Below are 17,718 nucleotides of genomic sequence, written 5' to 3'. Positions count from 1 at the left end.
CCCGCCCTTCTAAAATCGCGGCATTCCCCTGCCCGATTGCCCATCTTGTCTTTTGTTGCCGAAACCCGCCGCCGTCGCACCTTCGCGATCATTTCCCACCCTGACGCCGGCAAGACCACGCTGACCGAAAAGCTGCTGCTTTTCTCGGGCGCGATCCAGATCGCCGGCTCGGTGAAGGCGCGCAAGGCCTCGCGCCACGCCACGTCCGACTGGATGGAAATCGAAAAGCAGCGCGGCATTTCGGTGGCCTCGTCGGTCATGCAGATGCTGTACCGCGACCACGTCATCAACCTGCTCGACACGCCCGGCCACAAGGACTTCTCGGAAGACACCTACCGCGTGCTCACCGCCGTCGACTCGGCGCTGATGGTGATCGACGCCGCCAACGGCGTGGAAGCGCAGACGCGCCGGCTGATCGAGGTCTGCCGCCAGCGCGACACGCCCATCATCACCTTCGTCAACAAGATGGACCGCGAAGTGCGCGAGCCGCTGGACATCCTGGACGAGGTGGAGCGCGAGCTCGGCATGCCCTGCGTGCCCATGACCTGGCCCGTGGGCCAGGGCAAGACTTTCCGCGGGATCATGAACCTGCGCACGCAGGCCATGACGGTGTTCGAGTCGGGCAGCGAGCGGCTGCCGCACGACTTCGAGACCATTCCGCTGAGCGAGCGCGACACGCTCACCCGGCGCTTCGGCGCCGACTTCGAGAGCGCCATGGAAAGCATGGAGCTGGCCACCGGCGCCTCGCCCACCTGGGACCGCGAGGCCTTCCTGGCCGGCAAGCAGACGCCCGTGTTCTTCGGCTCCGGCGTGAACAACTTCGGCGTGATGGAAGTGCTCGACGCGCTGGTCGACCTGGCGCCGCAGCCGCAGTCGCGCACCAGCACCACCATGGTCAACCGCCAGCCGGTGGTGAAGGAGATCCAGCCCGAGGACAAGGACTTCGCGGGCGTGGTCTTCAAGGTGCAGGCCAACATGGACGCCAACCACCGCGACCGCATCGCCTTCGTGCGCATGGCCTCGGGCAAGTACACGCCGGGCATGAAGCTCAAGGTGCAGCGCACGTCGAAAGAGCTGCGCCCCACCAGCGTCGTGACCTTCATGAGCCAGCGCCGCGAAGCGGTGGAAGAGGCCTACGCCGGCGACATCGTGGGCTTCACCACGCACGGCGGCGTGCAGCTGGGCGACACCATCACCGACGGCGCGAGCCTGCAGTTCACCGGCCTGCCCTTCTTCGCGCCCGAGCTGTTCATGACCGTGATCCTGAAGAACCCGCTGCGCACCAAGCAGCTGCAGCAGGGCCTGGCCCAGCTCGGCGAAGAGGGCGCCATCCAGGTGTTCCGCCCCGAGGTCGGCGGCCCGATGCTGCTGGGCGCCGTCGGCCAGCTGCAGTTCGAAGTGGTGCAGCACCGCCTGAAGGCCGAGTACGACGCCGACGTGCGGCTCGAAGGCTGCCAGTACACGGGCGCGCGCTGGATCACGGCCGACACCCCGGCCGAACTGCGCGAATTCGTCAACGCTTATCCGGTGCGCATGGCCAAGGACGCGGCGGACACGCTGGCCTTCCTGTGCACGTCGCCGTACGACGTGCGGCTGGCGCAGGAGCGGTTTCCGAAGATCCACTTTCATCCGCTGCGGGAGCATGCGGGGTTGGCGCTGCAGAGCGCGGGCTAAAAAACAACCATGGAAACCTACATCCAGGTCGCGGGGCTCGGCGACGTGATCGAAACGGTCGTCGAGCAGCGGGCCACGGTAACGATCACCGTCAAGGCATCGAAGACCGAAGTGGCGCTGAGCGAAGCGACGGGCCTGCGCAACGACGCGATCCGGATCCTGCAAGACGCGGGATTGAAGCCCGACGAAATCCGCGAAGGCGGACGCGACACCTGGCAGCCATGGTATTCAAGACGCGGCGTGGGGCAGGAGGCCGCGCACCGCGTGCTGCTCGCCTGCCGCGAGACACGGCGTCTCTATCGGGCGCTCGATGCGCTGGAGCCGCTGTTCACGAACTCGCGCTACACCCTGAACGTCGACATGCAGCAACCTCGCTTCGAAGCGCAGGAAGGCGCCGAAGCCGAGGCCCGCATGACCGCGATCCGACATGCGCGCGACAAGGCGCTGCTTCTTGCGAAAGAAGCGGGTGTCACGCTGGGCGCGGTGGCGCAGGTCGAGGAATTGGGCTCGCAAGCGGACAACACGGGCGCCTATGGGGATTACACGTGGGCACTCGGCGGTGCCGCAGCCGCCATGGCCGCGCCCGCGAATGAATTCGAGGAACTGGCCGGCGCCACGCGGGTGCGCACGCTGCGCTACCGCATTCGCTTCCTGATCGGCTGAGGCTCAGCTCCCGGTCGAAGCGTAGTGCCGCAACCCGAAGCGCCACACGCCGAACGCCGCCGCCAGAAACACGAAGCCCGCGAGCGGCGACACCAGGCCCATCCACGCGGGCGCTCCCAGCGGATCGGGCTTGCCCAGAATGGCCAGCACCGGGTAGTACGCCACGCAGGCCAGCGGCACGACAAAAGTCAGCACGCGCCGGAACCACTGCGCGTACACCGCCAGCGGATACTGCGCCGCCTGCACGCCGCCGTAGGTCAGCACGTTGGCGATCTCCAGGCTCTCGACGGTCCAGAACGACAGCGTGCCCTGCAACACCAGGATGCCGAGGAACAGCGCCGCGCCGCCGGCCAGCGCGAACAGCGCGATGCCGATGGCGGCGGGGGTCCAGGCGATGTCCGCCTGCACCGTCGCGAACACCAGCACCAGGCTGCCTTGCAGCAAGCGTCCCGCGCGGCTGATGCGGAAGTCGTGCCCCATCAGTTGCAGCGCCACGGGGCGCGGGCGCAGCAGCAGCCGGTCGAAGGCGCCGGTGCGCAGGAACTCGGTGCCCAGCGTGTCGAAGCCGCGCCCCAGCGCGTCGGCCACGGCGAACATGCAGTTCACGAGCCCGTAGAACAGCGCCACTTCGCCGAGGTGCCAGCCCTGCACTTCGCCGAAGCGATGGAACAGCGCCCAGATGGCGATCACCTCGATGCCGGTGCCCAGGAACTGCGCTGTCGTCAGCATCAGCGCCGAAGCGGGATAGCGCGCCTGGCCGCTCAGCGAGGCTGCGACGAGGCGGATGAGAAGGCGAAGCGAGCCCATGTCAGGTCTTGCTCAAAAAACAAGCGACCATCTCAACCGCCTTGCACTTCGAGTCGACGCATCGTGCGCTGCATGGCCATGCGGCCGAACACCACGAGCATCACGATCCAGAAACACTGCAGGCCCAGCCCCGCCATGGCCTGCCAGCCGCTCATCAGCCCGAAGTAGAGCCGGGCGGGAATGTCGACCACGCCCGCGAACGGCTGCAACAACAGCGCCGTCTGCCAGGCGTCGGGCAACAGCACCAGCGGCAGCAGGTTGCCCGAGAACACGATGACGACCGGCCCCGCCAGCGCGTTGATGCCGCGCTCGTTGAGCGCCGCGGTCGCCGCGATGTTGAGCAGCATGACCATCGACGTGGACAGCAACAGCGCCAGCACCGCCGACGCGACAAACGCCAGCGCGGCCTGCAAGCTCGCCGGCGGTTGCCAGGCCCAATCGCCCAGGCCGGCCAGCGGCAACGCGACGGCCGCGAAGGCCGCCATCAGCGCCACGCGCGGCAGCACGCGCGCCGCGATCCAGCCCGCGCTGCGCGTGAACCACAGCGCATAGGCATCGACCGGCCGCAGCCGGTCGTAGGCCACCGCGCCGGTGCGCACGGCCTGCGCCACCTCGGGGTCGCCGAGCCACGGCACCAGCACCAGCAGGCCCTGCGAGAGCCAGCTGTAGGTGATGGCCTGCGCCAGCGACATCGGCGTGCCGGCCATCGACGCGCCGCCGTAGAACGCGGCCAGCACCATCACCTTGATGCCACCCCACCAGCACTGCGTGCCGAAACCCGCGAGCGCGGCGGTGCGGTACTGCAGCATCTGCAGAAAGCGCGACACGAAGGCGGCGATGTAGGGGCGCGTCAGTTCGCGCAAGGTCGTCGTCACGCTTCGGCCGCTCCGTGCATGGCGTAGAAGCGCGCGATGACGGCCTCGATGGCCAGGCCTTCGAGGCGGATGTCTTCCACCGCGTGCTCGGCCGCGATGCGCGCGATGAGCGCGGGCGCCGTGGTCACCGCGGGGTCGAAGTCGAGCATCAGCGTCTGGCCGTCGCGCGAGTGCACCCGCGCGCCTTCCACCTGCGCGGGCAACTCGGCGCTTTGCGCGAAGTCGACCACCAGCCGGCGCTCGGCCATCACCTGCGCGCGCAGCGCCTCGACCGGGCTGTCGGCCAGCACGCGGCCGTGGCCGATGATGATCACACGGCGCGCGAGCGCCTCGATGTCGTGCATGTCGTGCGTGGTCAGCAGCACGGTGGTGCCGCGCTCCTGGTTGGCGCGGCGCACGAAGTCGCGCACGGCCAGCTTCGAGGGCGCATCGAGGCCGATGGTCGGCTCGTCGAGGAACAGGATGTCGGGCTCGTGCAGCAGCGCCGCCGCAATCTCGGCGCGCATGCGCTGGCCCAGCGACAGCTGGCGCACCGGCTGGTCGAGCACGCGCTCCAGGTGCAGCAGCGCGACCAGCTCGTCGCGCGTGCGGCGGTAGCGCGCGGGGTCGACGCGGTAGATGTCGCGCAGCAGGTCGAAGCCGTCGCCCACGGGCAGGTCCCACCACAGCTGCGTGCGCTGGCCGAAGACCACGCCGATGCGGCCCACGTGGCGCTCGCGGTCGGCGAAGGGGTCGCGCCCGTCGATCTCCACGCGCCCGCCGTCGGCCCGCAGGATGCCCGAGAGGATCTTGATGGTGGTCGACTTGCCCGCGCCGTTGGGCCCGATGAAGCCCAGCAGCTCGCCGCGCTCGAGCGAGAACGACACGCCCGACAGCGCCTCCACCGTGCGATGGCGGCGGTGCACGAGGCCGCGCAGCGCGCCCATGAGGCCGGGGTCGCGCTCGGAGATGCGGTAAGTCTTGAGGAGGTTGTCGACGAGGATATGAGGCATGGAGAAGACCGCGCCGGCCTCGATGGCGCGGCGGGGGCGGGATGCTACACGAAAGCGCCGGTACGATCGCAGTCCCTTCTCTTGTTGCCCGCCATGCCCGCGTCGTCTCCCCTGCCCGCCTCGCCCCATCACCTGCTGCCGCTGACCCGTTGGGAGGCCTCCGCGCGCGGCGCGCTGGTCGGCGTTTTCACCGACATCGACGACACGCTGACCAGCGACGGCGCCATCACGCCCGACGCGCTGCAAGCCCTCGGCGAGCTCAAGGCCGCGGGCCTGTCGGTCGTCGCGATCACGGGCCGGCCGGTGGGCTGGAGCCTGCCCTTCGTGAACAGCTGGCCCATCGACGCCATCGTGGCCGAGAACGGCGCGGTGGCGTTGCTGCCCACGGCCGACGGCCAGGTCGAGAAGCGCTACCAGCAGGACGCAGCCACGCGCAGCGCCAACTTCGCGCGCATGCAGGCGGTGCTGGCACGCATCGAGCGCGAGATTTCCGGCGCCGCGCGCGCCACCGACTCACCGGGCCGCGAAACCGACATCGCCATTGACCACAGCGAATTCGTGCAACTGGGCGACGCCACGGTGGCGCAAGTGGTGGCATTGATGCGCGCCGAAGGCATGCACGCCACCGTGAGCAGCATCCACATCAACGGCTGGTACGGCGACAACGACAAGCTCGAAGGCGCGCGCTGGATCGTGCGCGAACTGTGGGGCCGCGCGCTCGACGACGAGATGGACCGCTGGGCCTACGTGGGCGACTCCACCAACGACCAGCTGATGTTCCGCAGCTTCGCGCACAGCATCGGCGTGGCGAACGTCGCGCGCTTCGTGCCGCAGCTGGAACACCTGCCGCGCTACGTGACGCAGGGCGAGCGTGGCACCGGCTTTGCCGAAGCGGCCGCCGCTGTGCTGGCGGCGCGGCGCGTCAGGGAACGGTGATCGCGACCGGCTTGGCGCGCGCCGTCACCGTGCCCGCGTCGGTGTTGCTGACGAGGTCGAGCCTGGCGCTGTAGCTGCCCTTGGGCGGCTTCAGCCACACCTCGGTCTGGCCGCCGTCGAAGTCGATGACCTCGGGCTTCTGGCCGGTGCGCTCCAGCGTCAGGCGGAAATGCCCCGTGTCGGGCAGCTTCGGCGCGGCGTCGGAAACGTTGTAGCCGCTGGCGTGAAACTGCACGCGGAACGGCGTCTGCACCGTGGCGCCGTCGGCCGGGCTCAGCACCTCGATGCGCGGCGCGCCCAGCACGGCGGCCGGGGAGACGCCCTTGTTCTGCTTCACCACCGTGATGTTCAAGGGCTTGCTGTAGACGAAGTCGGGAATGTGCCCCTGGTCGGCCAGCAGCAGGCGCAGCGTGTGGCGGCCCGGCGGCAGGTCGACCACGCTTTCCATCTGGCCGAGGCCGAAGTGGCGGTAGTGCTCGGTGAAGGGCAGCGGCTGCTTGAAGTCCAGCGGCAGTTGCTGGTCGACCAGCAGGTGATGGTGGCCGGCATTGCCCGCCGCGTGGCCCGCGGGCACGAGGCCGCGCATCGAGAGGCCGAAGCGCGCGACGAAAGGCGTCTCGACCTGGGCGCCGTCTTCCAGGTTGGTGAAGTAGGCCAGCGCGGCCAGGTTGGGCGGCGGCACCACCCACGAATGGGACGCCAGCTCGGCCTTGGCGTCTTTCTTGTCGGCGGGATGCGGTGCCTGTGCCACGGCCCCGTTCGCCATGGCCAGCACCGCCGCCGCGACGAGAAGCCTTGCGGCGGAATGTGTTCTGCCCGAACGGAGCCTCATGCTTGCACCTTGTCACTCAATGATGCAAATTGTCGCATCGAGGGTGCGGGCGGAGCCGACTGTCACAAATCAGGCGCGGGCGTTCTTTCTCAACAGCGCCCACTGGCTCCAGGTGCCGAAGGCGGCGATCAGCAGCAGCACCGCCGCATAGCCCTCCACCGTGTTCAGCAGCCCCAGCGACTTCACCAGGAAGCCCGCGAGCATCGCAGGCAGGCTGAAGGCGAGGTAGCTCACCACGAAGATCGCCGCGAACAGCTCGCCGCGCTCGTGCGGCTGCGCCAGCGGCGCCAGCGTTTGCACCAGCGCCGAGAACGCACCGCCGAAACCGATGCCCGCCACCGCGGTGCCGACGAAGAACAGCGCAAGCGACTGCGTGGCCAGCGCCGCGAGCAGCAGCACCAGCCCGAGCGCGATGCTCGCCATGCCGATGATGGCCGGCCGGGGCGCGGCCCAGCGGCCGAGCAGGGTCGGCGCGATGGCGCCCACGCCCGACAGCACCGCCACCGTGAGGCCGTTGACCACGCCGTTGTCGACACCGAACACATGCAGCATCAGCGACGGCGCCAGCGACAGGAACAGGCCGCCGAGCGCCCACACCACGACGAACACCGGCAGCCCGCGCGCGAACTCGGCGCGAGCCTTCACCGGAATCGACACGCGCGGCACCAGCGAGGCCAGCGCGCCGGGGCGCGGCGTGACGGTTTCGGGCATCCACAGCACCACCGCCGCGCCGAGCGCGAACACCGCGACCAGCACGCCGAACACCAGCAGCACCGGCTGCACCGAGAACTTCACCGCCATGCCCGTGAGCAGCGCGCCGACCGCCAGCCCCGCCAGCGGCGACACGCTGGTGATGAGCGCGCCCAGCCGCTTGCGCGACGCCGGCGCGGCCTCGACCACCGCCGCGCTCAGCGCGCCGCTCGCGATGCCCCGTGGCCACGCCCTGCACCACGCGCGCGACGATCAGCCCGCCGATGCCCTGCGCGAGCAGAAAGAGCCCCATCGCCACCGCCTGCAGCACCAGCGCCGCGATCACCACCGGCCGGCGGCCGATGTGGTCGGACAGCGAGCCCGCCACCAGCAGCGAGAGCAGCAGCGCAATCGCGTAGATCGCGAAGGCCACCGTGAGCATCGACGACGAGAAATGCCAGGCGTGCTGGAACACCACGAACAGCGGCGTGGGCGCGCTGGCCGCGAAGAAGAAGGCGAACAGCACCGACGCCAGCAACGCGAAGGCCGCGCCCGCGGGCAGCCGCCGGGGCTTGGCGCGGGTGGCGATGTCGGCGGCGGCAACCGCGAGATCGGGGCAGGTGGACGGCATGTCGAATCCTTAATGCAACTTTTTTTGCTTTTGCGATTCTAGACTTGAGAAGCATCTAAAGCAAATATCTTTGCGTTAAAGTCCCACCATGAACGACGTCACCCTTCCCAACAAGCGACCCGGCGGCCGCAGCGCGCAGGTGCAGGCGCAGGTGCGCACGGCCCTCGAAGCGCTGGTGGCCGAACAGGGGCGCGAACGCGTCACCGTGCCGGCCGTGGCCGAGCGCGCGGGCGTGAGCGCGTCGAGCATCTACCGCCGATGGGGTGATCTGGCGGGGCTGCTGGCCGAGACGGCCACGCACAAGCTCGATCCGAACCGGCCGCTGCCCGACACGGGCACGCTGCGCGAAGACCTGCAAGCCTGGGCGCGCGAACTCATCGTGCATCTGGCGCAGCCGTGCAATGTGTCGCTGCTGAAAGCCGCCGCCGCGCTGGCCAACGAAGGCGCGGACACGGACTGCCTGCGCAACCGCCGCAGGGAAGCGCTGGCGCTGGTGGAGCAGGCACGCGCGCGCGGGGAGCGCGTGCCGCAGCCGCAACAGGTGATCGACCACCTGATCGCGCCGATCGTGTTCCGGCTGGTGTTCGGTGGCGACCCGGTGAAGCCGGCGCTGGCGGCGCGGCTGGTGGACGAGCTGTTCGCGATGACGTCGGCAAGCCGCTGATTAAAAAACAAGCCCTGCTCAGCCCACCATTTCGGTGGCCAGCGCCTCAGCTTGTCGCAGCACAAGTTCAACTGCCGCATCCTGCTGGTCCGGCGGGTACTTGTATTTCCGCAGGATGCGCTTGACCAGCAAACGAAGCTTGGCGCGCACGCTCTCCCGCTTTTCCCAATCGACAGAGAGGTTCTGCCGAAGGCTCTCGGTCAGTTCGTGCGCGATTTTCTTCAACGTCTCGTCGGTCAAGTCGCGCACCGCCGATTCGTTGTCCACCAGCGCGGAATAGAAGCGCACTTCGTCTTCGGACAGCCCCAGCTTCTCGCCCTGCAGTGCAGCTTCGCGAAACTTCTTGGCCATGTCGACCAGCTCTTCCATCACCTGCGCGGTTTCGATAGAACGGTTCTGGTAGCGCTTTATGACATTGCGAGCAGCTCTGAAAACTTGCGGTCCAGCACCACGTTGCTGCAAACCGGCTCTTGATCTCGCCCTCCAGCAAGCGCTCCAGCAACTCGACCGCCAAATTGCGCTCCGGCAGGCTACGAACCTGCGCCAGGAAGGCTTCGTCCAGCAATCCGATGTTGGGCTTTTCAAGGCCGACCGCATCAAAGATGTCAACCACGCTTTCGGACACCACCGCCGACCCGATGATCTGGCGGATGGCCAGCTCGCGCTGCTCGTCAGTGCGCTTCTTCGCGGTGAGTTCCTTCTTCGTCAGGATCACCTTCACGCCTTGCAGAAAGGCGACCTCCTCGCGCACCGCCTTGGCCTCGTCGAGCGTGCAGCACAGCGTGAATGCCTTGCTCATTGCGAGCGCCGTGTCGGCAAAGCGCTTCTTTCCATCCTTGATGCCGAGCACATGGTTCGCTGCGCCAGCCAACACCTTGTGCCCGCCAGTCAGGAAGCCGCTGTAGTGAAAGCCGTGCAACATGCCGCGCAGTACATCGATCTTCTCGGCCAATATGCTGTAGGCCTCGCGCGCATCCACCGTCGGCCGGCCGCGGCCGTTGCTCGCGGTGTATTCCTTCATCGCGGCCTTCAACTCATTGCCGATGCCGATGTAGTCGACCACCAGCCCGCCCTGCTTGTTGCTGAACACACGGTTCACGCGCGCAATGGCCTGCATGAGGTTGTGGCCCTTCATCGGCTTGTCGACATAAAGCGTGTGCACACAGGGCGCATCGAAACCGGTCAACCACATGTCGCGCACGATCACCAATCGCAGCGGATCGGCTGGGTCTTTGAAGCGCTTTTCGAGCCGCTTCTTCACTTGTGGGCTGTAGATATGTGGCCGCAGCAATGCCTTGTCGCTGGCCGAGCCGGTCATCACGATCTTGACGGCGCCCTTCTCGGGGTCGACGTTGTGCCACTCAGGGCGCAGCTTCACGATCTCGTCGTACAGGTGCACGCAGATGTCACGGCTCATGGCCACAACCATCGCCTTGCCGTTCTGCGCCTTGTTTCGCTCTTCGAAGTGCGCCACCAAATCTGCGGCGACGCTCGCCACGCGGGGCTCGGCACCCACCACTTTCTCAAGCGCGGTCCATTTGCTCTTAAGGCGAGACTGATCACTTTCCTCTTCGTCTTCGGCCAGCTCGTCGACCTCGTCGTCAAGCAGTGCCAGCTCAGATTCTTTCAACCGCAGCTTGGCCAGCCGCGACTCGTAGTAGATCGCCAAGGTTGCGCCGTCTTCGCGGGCCTGTTGCATGTCGTAGACATGGATGTAGTCGCCGAACACGGCGCGCGTGTCTCGATCTTCACCACTCACCGGGGTGCCGGTGAAAGCAACGAACGTGGCATTGGGCAATGCGTCGCGCAGGTGCTGCGCATAGCCGACCTGGTAGCGCTCGACCGTGCCCGCAACATAGGCGGGCGATGGCGCGAGGGCCGCAAGGTGCGACGTTGCCAGGCCATCGCCTGTTGAGATGACCTTGGACCCAGGTTGAGCATCTGGTGCCTTCCGCACCTTGAGCTTGGCCTCGAACCCGTACTGCGTGCGGTGCGCCTCGTCGGCAATCACCACGATGTTGTGACGCTCCGAAAGCACCGGAAAGCTGTCCTCATCCTCGCCGGGCATGAACTTCTGGATCGTCGCGAACACGATACCGCCCGAGGGGCGATTCGCCAGCAACGCGCGCAACTGCTGCCGCGTGCTGGCCTGCACCGGCTGCTCGCGCAAGAGATCCTGCGCCAGGCTGAACACACCGAAAAGCTGCCCGTCCAGATCGTTGCGGTCAGTGATGACTACGATGGTCGGGTTCTCCATTGCCGGCTCTTGCATCACGCGCGCGGCAAAGCAGGTCATGGTGATGCTCTTGCCACTGCCCTGCGTGTGCCACACCACGCCACCCTTGCCCTGAATACCCTTCGCGGCGCCAGGCCGCGAGGCCGCCACCACCTGCCCAATGGCGGCGCGCACCGCATGAAACTGGTGGTAGCCAGCGATCTTCTTGATCAGTTCACCGTCGTCCTCAAACAGGACGAAGTAGCGCAGGTAGTCCAGCAAATAGGCCGGTGCCAATACGCCGCGCACCAAAGTCTGCAATTCATTGAACTCACCCAGCGGATCGAGCGTGACGCCATCGATGGTGCGCCACGCCATGAAGCGCTCGCCATTGCTCGAAAGCGAGCCCAGCAATGCTTCGGTGCCGTCGGAGATGACCAGCAACTCGTTGTACTGGAAGACATCGGGAATCTGCTCCTTGTACGTCTGGATCTGGTCGTAGGCCTTCCACACATCGGCGTTCTGGTCGGCCGGATTCTTGATTTCAAGCAGCACCAGCGGCAGGCCGTTGACGAACAGCACGATGTCGGGCCGGCGCGTGTGGTGCGGTCCTTTGATACTGAACTGGTTGACTGCCAGCCACTCATTGAGATCGGCATTCGCCCAATCGATCAGGCGTACAAAGTCGCCGCGCGTCTCGCCGTCCTTTTGGTATTGCACGGGTACGCCCGACACCAGCAGCTTGTGGAATTGCCTGTTCGCGGACAACAACACCGGCGTGCCCAACTCCAACACCTGTTTGAGCGCGTCGTCTCGTGCGACAGTCGGCACGTCCGGGTTCAGTCGTTCGATGGCCTCGCGCAACCGAACCGCGAGCACCACCTGCCGGTAGTTCGCCCGCTCCGGCACTGCGCCATCCGGCGCCATGTCCGGACCGTAGCGATGCGTGTAGCCGACGTCAGTCAACCAAGCGAGCGCTTCCTGTTCGAGTTGGTCTTCGGTCATGTCTCTTCAACCTATCAGGCAAATGTGCTCGTGCGCATTGGACAAAAGTGTCGCTTCTGGCTCTATGCCAACGCACCCGAAGCCACAGCCTTCTGGCGCTTCAGTTCGTCAAGCGTTTTTCCGGCGGGGTCTTTCCATTCGAGCCAGCCATTGGAGCTGCGGCCAAGCACAACGTCTGAGGCGCCGCTAGGCGAGCGAAACAACACGTCGCGCTGAAACACGTAGGCGCCGTTTTCCAAAACAAGATCACCTGCATCGATCAAACGCTGTCGATGCTTGCCCGGAGACAACGGGACGAGGCTCGGCACGATGTCGACACGACCTCGAGCACCCGCCAACACCACCATGCCCTCTTCGGTGTACTGGCCTGTCGCTTCGGCACCCGGCCCCTTGCAACGAAACAGAACCTGTGGCTCTGGATTCGTCTGCGTCACGGTCGGCACGCCAACGGCTTGCGATGCTTCTCGACGAACGGCAAGCGGCTCGAAGATCGGCTGCCCCAAGGTCGAAACCAATGTGCGGATGGTGTCGAAGATCTCCTGACAGTCCGCTTCCAGCGAAGGTGGCGTGTGCGGCTTGGACCCGGCATTTCCGTTCTCCACCGAATAGCGCTGGGCCACGTTGCTTGCTGAATGCTGCACCACTCCAGGTACATCGCATGCGTCTGCGTGAGGCTGTGCGTTAGCGATATAGCGACAAGCGCGCGATTCCAGAACTCGCGCTTCGGGTCCAGATCGTGCTCGTTGAGACGCTTGCCCACCGTGCCGGTCTGTCCTGCATACACAGACAGTTGATCTTTCTCTTCGTCATCGCCGATCAGGTAATAGACACCGACCTGCCGTGATTCGGGCATGAGGAGGAATTCGGGCAGGAGTGGGCGTGGCACTTCGATCATCTGCACGATGCTCGTCGTCAGGGCTGCGACTCTAATCCCTCTCGGATCACCTGCAGGCAGAAATATCTGGATGGTGCGGGGCCGCTGACTCATAAGCAATGCAATGTTTCAGATGATTAGAGAGTTTGGATCGATCACTTATGCGGCAACGAAATCGGGCAAGTTGCGCTCAATTTCAGGCAAACGCAATTGCCCAGATATCAGGCGCGGGAGAAGGGCGTCTCGGAGAGCTGCAAGGGTTTGAGCCTGCTTTTCGTTTTCGACCAGGCGATCAAATATAGATTCAGCAACTCGCATGAAGGCCTCGACGATAGGCGGCGGCGGCACAAGCACAGGGATGGGGCGGAATGCCTTCTTGCTGATCTCCATGAACGTCGAACCGTTGGCTCGCGCCTTGATAAGTTCCATGTTCTGCCGGCACCAGAACAGCAGGTACAACGGGGGCAACTGACCTCCCGGTAGCATGGCTATGTAGCCCTGATTGATGGCCATCGGAATTTCCGTCAACGCGAGATAGCCAATTGGCGCTCGGGACGACAGAAGAAGAGTTCGCCTTGGTAGAAGTCCTGAGCCGATCTTCGATAAGCCGGCCGGGCTCAACTTTCGCTCCGTGTTCAGCAATACCGGCGTTGCAAGCCCCGATAAATCTTTCGGGGTTGTCCACGAATGGACGCCTTCACTCCAGAAGGCCTCATTTTTGGTATCCGGCGTTGCGCCGCCAGCGGTTGACACTACGTCGCTGATCGGGGCGACCGTCCATCCTATCGGCACCGCCCCCAATTCCGTTACCTTTAATCCACTAGAGAAAAGTGACGCAGTAGTCTCATCCATGCCATCAGGGTCACGACCTTCCATCTTGGCGTGGACGGGGTCGAAATCAACAAACCACGATTTGAACAGCGCTTGGGCGATGGCGTCGAGCGTGGCGTTGGTTTCGCGCAGGAGGATGATGCGATCGTCTAGAGCTTCCAAGAAGTCCGCAATGCTGCGCTGCATCACCAAAGGCGGAACTCGAATGGAAAATTCTTTGACGAGCCGGGCGTTCAAATTTTGCTGAGCCCCGCCGTTTTTCAAGTCGACGAGATCGCTGTACCGTCCCATTAGGTAGTAATAGATGAACCGATAGTCAGCCCGATCCGGATCGATCAACAAGTTACAGCACGCTTGATTTGTAGTGAGCGGTACCTTATTGATCGCTACGCGACCCGCGGTGTCTCCGTTGCCATACATCGCAACAATGACGGAGTTAATCGGGACTAGCTTGACGGACGAGTTTTCGAATCCGAGTTGAGAGATGCACTGCTCGGTCTTAAAAATCTTCCCATAGTTCACTTCTTTGGTTCGTAGCCAAGGAATATCTCCATCGTAGAAGGCCGCGTTTGTTGAGGTCGGAGTACCCCCTGAAAAGACTTTCGTGCAGACTGACCCCACTGTGCTCACTGCCCACTCAGAACTCATATCCTAGTTCCCCTAATTTCTTCCGAATCGACAAGTCCAGCTCCAAACCCTTTGCCATCTGTTCACCCAGTCGCTCTGTGAGCTTCTGCATTTTTTCGGCGAAGGCTTCGTCGTCGTCTTCGACTTCTTCGGCGCCAACATAGCGCCCTGGTGTGAGCACATGACCATGCTGCGCGATTTCTTCAAGCGTGGCGCTACGACAGAAGCCAGCAACATCTTCATAGGCAGGCAGTGAACGATCACCGCGCCACGCGGCAACGGTATTCGCAATGCAGTCGATCACCCCATCGGTCAGTTCACACTGCACGCGGCTGATCATGGTGGCGAGCTTGCGGGCATCAATGAACAGCACTTCCCCCTTGCGAGTCGGTGCCTTCTTCTTCGTCAGAAACCAAAGGCACGCCGGAATCTGCGTATTGAAGAAAAGCTGCCCAGGCAACGCAACCATCACTTCAACCACATCCGCTTCGACCATCGCAGCACGAATCTGCCCTTCATTGTTCTGGCTGCTGCTCATGCTCCCATTGGCCAGCACGATGCCAGCACGGCCGGTGTCTGGCTTCATGTGGTGCAGCATGTGCTGCAACCAGGCGTAGTTGGCGTTGCCCTGCGGCGGATCGCCATACACCCAGCGCGCATCCCCTTCCAGGCTGCCGTGCCACCAATCGCTGATATTGAACGGCGGGTTGGCCAACACGAAATCGGCACGCAAGTCCTTGTGCTGATCGCGCACAAAGCTGTCGGCAGGCTCCTTGCCTAAATCGAAGTCAAGCCCGCGAATGGCGAGATTCATCGCAGCCAGCCGCCAGGTGGTCGGGTTGGCCTCCTGCCCGTAGATGGACACATCGCCGCGCTTGCCGCCGTGCGCTTCGATGAATTCCTCGCTCTGCACGAACATGCCACCTGAACCACAGCAGGGGTCGTACACCTTGCCGTGATGCGGTGCGAGCACGGCCACCAGCGTCTTGACGATGCTGCGCGGCGTGTAGAACTGTCCGCCCCGCTTGCCTTCGGCATTGGCGAACATTCCGAGGAAGTATTCGTACACTTGCCCCAGCACATCGCGGGCCACAGCCGCGTCTTCCCCGAAGCCGATGGTCGAAACCAGGTCGATCAGTTCGCCAAGCTTGCCGTCGGGCAATTGAGCGCGGGCATAGCGCTTGTCAAGGATGTTCTTGAGGCTGGGGTTCTCAGCCTCGATGAGCGTGAGCGCGTCATCGATGCGCTTGCCAATGTTCGCCTGCTTGGCCGCCGCGCGAATGCTCTCCCAGCGGGCAGCTTCGGGAACCCAGAAAACGTTGGCGGCGCGGTAGTAGTCGCGGTCTTCCAACTCGGCGGCCACGTCGTTGGGCGTGGCATTGGGCAGATGGTATTCATCGGCCGGGTCAGCAAAGCGCTTGATCAGCTCGGCATTGCGTGCCGCGAAGGTATCGGAGATGTATTTGACGAAAATGAGGCCGAGTACAAGGTGCTTGTACTCGGCGGCATCCATGTTGGCGCGCAACTTGTCGGCTGTGGCCCAAAGGGTTTTCTTGAAGGTTTCGATCATCTGGCTGGGCTGTCAGGCTCGCCGAGGGCGCCACGCGCCCTACCGGGAGGGGGAAGCGTAGCGCAAGAGCTCAAGCGCCTTATTTCTCCTTCGCCAGCCCCAGCTTGTCGATCACGGCCTTCTCGCGCACCACCGTGTCCTGCGCGAACTTGGTGTACGTCGCCGAGCTCATGTAGTTCGGCAGCATGTCGTAGCGCCCGAGCGAGGCCACGTAGCTCGGCTCTTCCATCGCCTGCTTGAAGGCGTCGTGCAGCTTCTTCACTACCTCGGGCGGCGTGCCCTTGGGCGCGCCGATGCCGAAGGGCGAGTTCTGCACCACGTCGTAGCCCAGCTCCTTCAGCGTGGGCGCGTCGGGGAACTTGGCCAGGCGCTTGTCGCCCCAGGTGTTGAGCACGCGCAGCTTGCCGGCCTCGACCTGCGGCGCGAAGCCGGTGCTGTCGGCGGCGGCCATCAGCTGGCCGCTGACCACGGCGAGCATCAGGTCGGCGCTGCCCTTGTAGGGCACGTGCTGCAGCTCGATGCCGGCCTTCTGCGCAACGATCTCGGTCGTCAGGTGCGGGCTGGTCAGCGTGCCGGTCGAGCCGTAGGTGAGCTTGCCGGGGTTGGCCTTGGCGTAGGCGACGAAGTCGGCCCAGGTCTTGAACGGGCTGTTGGCCGGCACCACGATGCCGAAGGCGTAGCCCGTGACGTTCAGCACGTACGTGATGTCCTTCAGCGGGTCCCAGTTGATCTTGGTGGTGTAGCCCAGGCGGAACACGCCGAGCGGGATCTGCGCGACGGTGTAGCCGTCGGGCTGCGAGGTCTGCAGCGCCTGCGCGGGCAAGGTGCCGCCGGCGCCGGGCTTGTTGTCGATGATCACCGGCTGGCCGAGGATCTTGCTCGCGTTGTCGGCGAGCTGGCGCATGGTGATGTCGGTCGGGCCGCCCGCGGGGAACGCGATGACCAGCTTGATTGGCTTGGCCGGAAAGCCCTGCGCGAAGGCAGCCAGGGGAGACGCGAGGCCGCACGCGGCAAGCAGCGTGGCGGCACGGAAGAAAGTGGAACGGCGAAGCATGGCTGACTGGATCCTGACTTGGGGAAGCGCCGATTGGGCCCCGCCGGCCCGCCGAAGGCAATCGGGGAGGCCCTGATTTCCCGCCCGGACAGAGGGGATTCGGCCGTTCCGAGTCGCCTGCGCGTCAGCAGCGCCGGCTACGCCTGCGCGAAGCCTTCGAGCACGTTCACCGCGTTCACGCCCACTTCGGCCACCGCGTAGCCGCCTTCGAACACGAACACGGTCGGCAGGCCCGCGCGCGCCAGGTCTTGGCCCATGCGCAGGTAGTCGTCGCTTTTCAGCTTGAAGCCGGAGATCGGGTCACCCTCGAAGGTGTCGACACCCAGCGAGACCACGAGCGCGCCCGCCTTCACCGCCGCGATGCGCGCCAGCGCCGTCTTCAGCGCCGCGCGCCACGCCGCGAAGTCGGTGCCGCGCGGCAGCGGCAGGTTGTGGTTGAAGCCCTCGCCCCTGCCCGCGCCGCGTTCGTCGGCATGGCCCAGGTAGTAGGGGTAGTCGGTCAGCGGGTCGCCGTGCAGGCTGGCGAAGTGCACGTCGTCGCGCTCGTAGAAGATGGCCTGCGTGCCGTTGCCGTGGTGGTAGTCGACGTCGAGCACGGCCACGCGTTCGATGCCCGCGTCGCGCAGCGCCTGCGCGGCCACGGCGGCGTGTTGATGAAGCAATAGCCGCCGAAGAAATCGGCGCCCGCATGGTGCCCCGGCGGCCGCGTGAGCGCAAAGGCCGCGCGCTCGCCGCCGATGACGCGCTGCGCCGCCGTCCACGCACAGGCGGCGCCGTG

Annotated in this window: 14 protein-coding genes and 3 pseudogenes; 5 read left to right on the top strand and 12 right to left on the bottom strand. The window is 65.2% G+C overall.

Annotation, left to right across the window (positions count from 1 at the left end):
- Positions 1 to 45 precede the first annotated feature (45 nt).
- Both BMG07_RS20380 and BMG07_RS20375 read left to right on the top strand, forming a co-directional pair.
- Positions 46 to 1,674, top strand: a complete 1,629-nt coding sequence (locus BMG07_RS20380) for a peptide chain release factor 3 (RefSeq protein WP_198086097.1) — start codon at positions 46 to 48, stop codon at positions 1,672 to 1,674.
- Between the two features lie 9 nt (positions 1,675 to 1,683).
- The gene (locus BMG07_RS20375) at positions 1,684 to 2,337 is read left to right on the top strand and encodes an SIMPL domain-containing protein (RefSeq protein WP_198086078.1); all 654 of its coding nucleotides are present in this window, start codon (positions 1,684 to 1,686) and stop codon (positions 2,335 to 2,337) included.
- A 3-nt stretch (positions 2,338 to 2,340) separates the two neighbouring features.
- Here the strand turns inward: BMG07_RS20375 and BMG07_RS20370 are convergent, their stop codons facing one another.
- The 3 genes from BMG07_RS20370 to BMG07_RS20360 form a co-directional block, all read right to left on the bottom strand.
- The gene (locus tag BMG07_RS20370) at positions 2,341 to 3,144 is read right to left on the bottom strand and encodes an ABC transporter permease (RefSeq protein WP_198086077.1); all 804 of its coding nucleotides are present in this window, start codon (positions 3,142 to 3,144) and stop codon (positions 2,341 to 2,343) included.
- Between the two features lie 32 nt (positions 3,145 to 3,176).
- The gene (locus BMG07_RS20365) at positions 3,177 to 3,953 is read right to left on the bottom strand and encodes an ABC transporter permease (RefSeq protein WP_269759210.1); all 777 of its coding nucleotides are present in this window, start codon (positions 3,951 to 3,953) and stop codon (positions 3,177 to 3,179) included.
- A gap of 62 nt (positions 3,954 to 4,015) precedes the next feature.
- Positions 4,016 to 5,011, bottom strand: coding sequence for an ATP-binding cassette domain-containing protein (locus BMG07_RS20360; RefSeq protein WP_198086075.1), 996 nt, complete (start codon positions 5,009 to 5,011; stop codon positions 4,016 to 4,018).
- Between the two features lie 93 nt (positions 5,012 to 5,104).
- Between BMG07_RS20360 and BMG07_RS20355 the strand changes: the two genes are divergently transcribed.
- Entirely contained in the window at positions 5,105 to 5,947 is an 843-nt protein-coding gene (locus BMG07_RS20355; RefSeq protein ID WP_198086074.1) for an HAD-IIB family hydrolase, read from the top strand.
- Here BMG07_RS20355 and BMG07_RS20350 read toward each other — a convergent pair.
- The 3 genes and pseudogenes from BMG07_RS20350 to BMG07_RS44225 all read right to left on the bottom strand — a co-directional run.
- Complete coding sequence (locus BMG07_RS20350; RefSeq protein WP_269759206.1) at positions 5,934 to 6,779, bottom strand: DUF4399 domain-containing protein; 846 nt, start codon at positions 6,777 to 6,779, stop codon at positions 5,934 to 5,936. The genes BMG07_RS20355 and BMG07_RS20350 overlap by 14 nt on opposite strands.
- A 69-nt stretch (positions 6,780 to 6,848) precedes the next feature.
- Complete coding sequence (locus BMG07_RS44230) at positions 6,849 to 7,679, bottom strand: MFS transporter (RefSeq protein WP_307867029.1); 831 nt, start codon at positions 7,677 to 7,679, stop codon at positions 6,849 to 6,851.
- A gap of 91 nt (positions 7,680 to 7,770) precedes the next feature.
- Positions 7,771 to 7,944 (bottom strand): annotated as a pseudogene (locus tag BMG07_RS44225) (MFS transporter); the annotation flags it as partial.
- On the opposite strand from BMG07_RS44225, the gene BMG07_RS44220 reads away from it, so the two are divergent.
- Complete coding sequence (locus BMG07_RS44220) at positions 7,904 to 8,113, top strand: hypothetical protein (RefSeq protein ID WP_307867028.1); 210 nt, start codon at positions 7,904 to 7,906, stop codon at positions 8,111 to 8,113. The pseudogene BMG07_RS44225 and the gene BMG07_RS44220 overlap by 41 nt on opposite strands.
- Before the next feature lie 75 nt (positions 8,114 to 8,188).
- Positions 8,189 to 8,764 carry a TetR/AcrR family transcriptional regulator gene (locus BMG07_RS20340; RefSeq protein ID WP_198086073.1) on the top strand — a complete coding sequence of 192 codons (576 nt, stop codon included), beginning with the start codon at positions 8,189 to 8,191 and terminating at the stop codon, positions 8,762 to 8,764.
- Positions 8,765 to 8,782: 18 nt separating this feature from the next.
- Here the strand turns inward: BMG07_RS20340 and BMG07_RS20335 are convergent.
- From BMG07_RS20335 to BMG07_RS20310, 6 genes and pseudogenes are all read right to left on the bottom strand, one after another.
- A pseudogene (locus BMG07_RS20335) lies at positions 8,783 to 11,984 on the bottom strand (type I restriction endonuclease subunit R).
- Positions 11,985 to 12,046: 62 nt separating this feature from the next.
- On the bottom strand, positions 12,047 to 12,604 hold the full coding sequence (locus tag BMG07_RS44215) for a DUF4357 domain-containing protein (protein WP_307867027.1): 558 nt from the start codon (positions 12,602 to 12,604) through the stop codon (positions 12,047 to 12,049).
- A 413-nt stretch (positions 12,605 to 13,017) separates the two neighbouring features.
- Positions 13,018 to 14,337 (bottom strand): restriction endonuclease subunit S, encoded by a 1,320-nt coding sequence (locus BMG07_RS20325; protein WP_198086072.1) that lies wholly within the window; start codon positions 14,335 to 14,337, stop codon positions 13,018 to 13,020.
- Complete coding sequence (locus tag BMG07_RS20320) at positions 14,327 to 15,886, bottom strand: class I SAM-dependent DNA methyltransferase (protein ID WP_198086071.1); 1,560 nt, start codon at positions 15,884 to 15,886, stop codon at positions 14,327 to 14,329. The genes BMG07_RS20325 and BMG07_RS20320 overlap by 11 nt, the downstream gene beginning before the upstream one ends.
- Before the next feature lie 79 nt (positions 15,887 to 15,965).
- A complete protein-coding gene (locus tag BMG07_RS20315) occupies positions 15,966 to 16,940 on the bottom strand; it encodes a tripartite tricarboxylate transporter substrate binding protein (RefSeq protein WP_198086070.1) in 975 nt (324 codons plus the stop codon).
- A gap of 137 nt (positions 16,941 to 17,077) precedes the next feature.
- Positions 17,078 to 17,718: pseudogene (locus tag BMG07_RS20310) on the bottom strand (histone deacetylase family protein); the annotation flags it as partial.

It is taken from the genome of Variovorax sp. E3 (genome assembly GCF_016082275.1).
GTDB lineage: Bacteria > Pseudomonadota > Gammaproteobacteria > Burkholderiales > Burkholderiaceae_C > Variovorax.
The sequence above is the reverse complement of the archived record's forward strand: the minus strand, read 5'-3'. Positions and strand labels throughout refer to the sequence as shown.

What these genes read in the sequence shown, in the direction of transcription:
- BMG07_RS20360 (WP_198086075.1), bottom strand. Translation starts at nt 5,011, where the DNA reads ATGCCTCATATCCTCGTCGACAACCTCCTCAAGACTTACCGCATCTCC.
- BMG07_RS20320 (WP_198086071.1), bottom strand. Translation starts at nt 15,886, where the DNA reads ATGATCGAAACCTTCAAGAAAACCCTTTGGGCCACAGCCGACAAGTTG.
- BMG07_RS20370 (WP_198086077.1), bottom strand. Translation starts at nt 3,144, where the DNA reads ATGGGCTCGCTTCGCCTTCTCATCCGCCTCGTCGCAGCCTCGCTGAGC.
- BMG07_RS20315 (WP_198086070.1), bottom strand. Translation starts at nt 16,940, where the DNA reads ATGCTTCGCCGTTCCACTTTCTTCCGTGCCGCCACGCTGCTTGCCGCG.
- BMG07_RS20350 (WP_269759206.1), bottom strand. Translation starts at nt 6,779, where the DNA reads ATGAGGCTCCGTTCGGGCAGAACACATTCCGCCGCAAGGCTTCTCGTC.
- BMG07_RS20325 (WP_198086072.1), bottom strand. Translation starts at nt 14,337, where the DNA reads ATGAGTTCTGAGTGGGCAGTGAGCACAGTGGGGTCAGTCTGCACGAAA.
- BMG07_RS20355 (WP_198086074.1), top strand. Translation starts at nt 5,105, where the DNA reads ATGCCCGCGTCGTCTCCCCTGCCCGCCTCGCCCCATCACCTGCTGCCG.
- BMG07_RS20375 (WP_198086078.1), top strand. Translation starts at nt 1,684, where the DNA reads ATGGAAACCTACATCCAGGTCGCGGGGCTCGGCGACGTGATCGAAACG.
- BMG07_RS20340 (WP_198086073.1), top strand. Translation starts at nt 8,189, where the DNA reads ATGAACGACGTCACCCTTCCCAACAAGCGACCCGGCGGCCGCAGCGCG.
- BMG07_RS20365 (WP_269759210.1), bottom strand. Translation starts at nt 3,953, where the DNA reads ATGCTGCAGTACCGCACCGCCGCGCTCGCGGGTTTCGGCACGCAGTGC.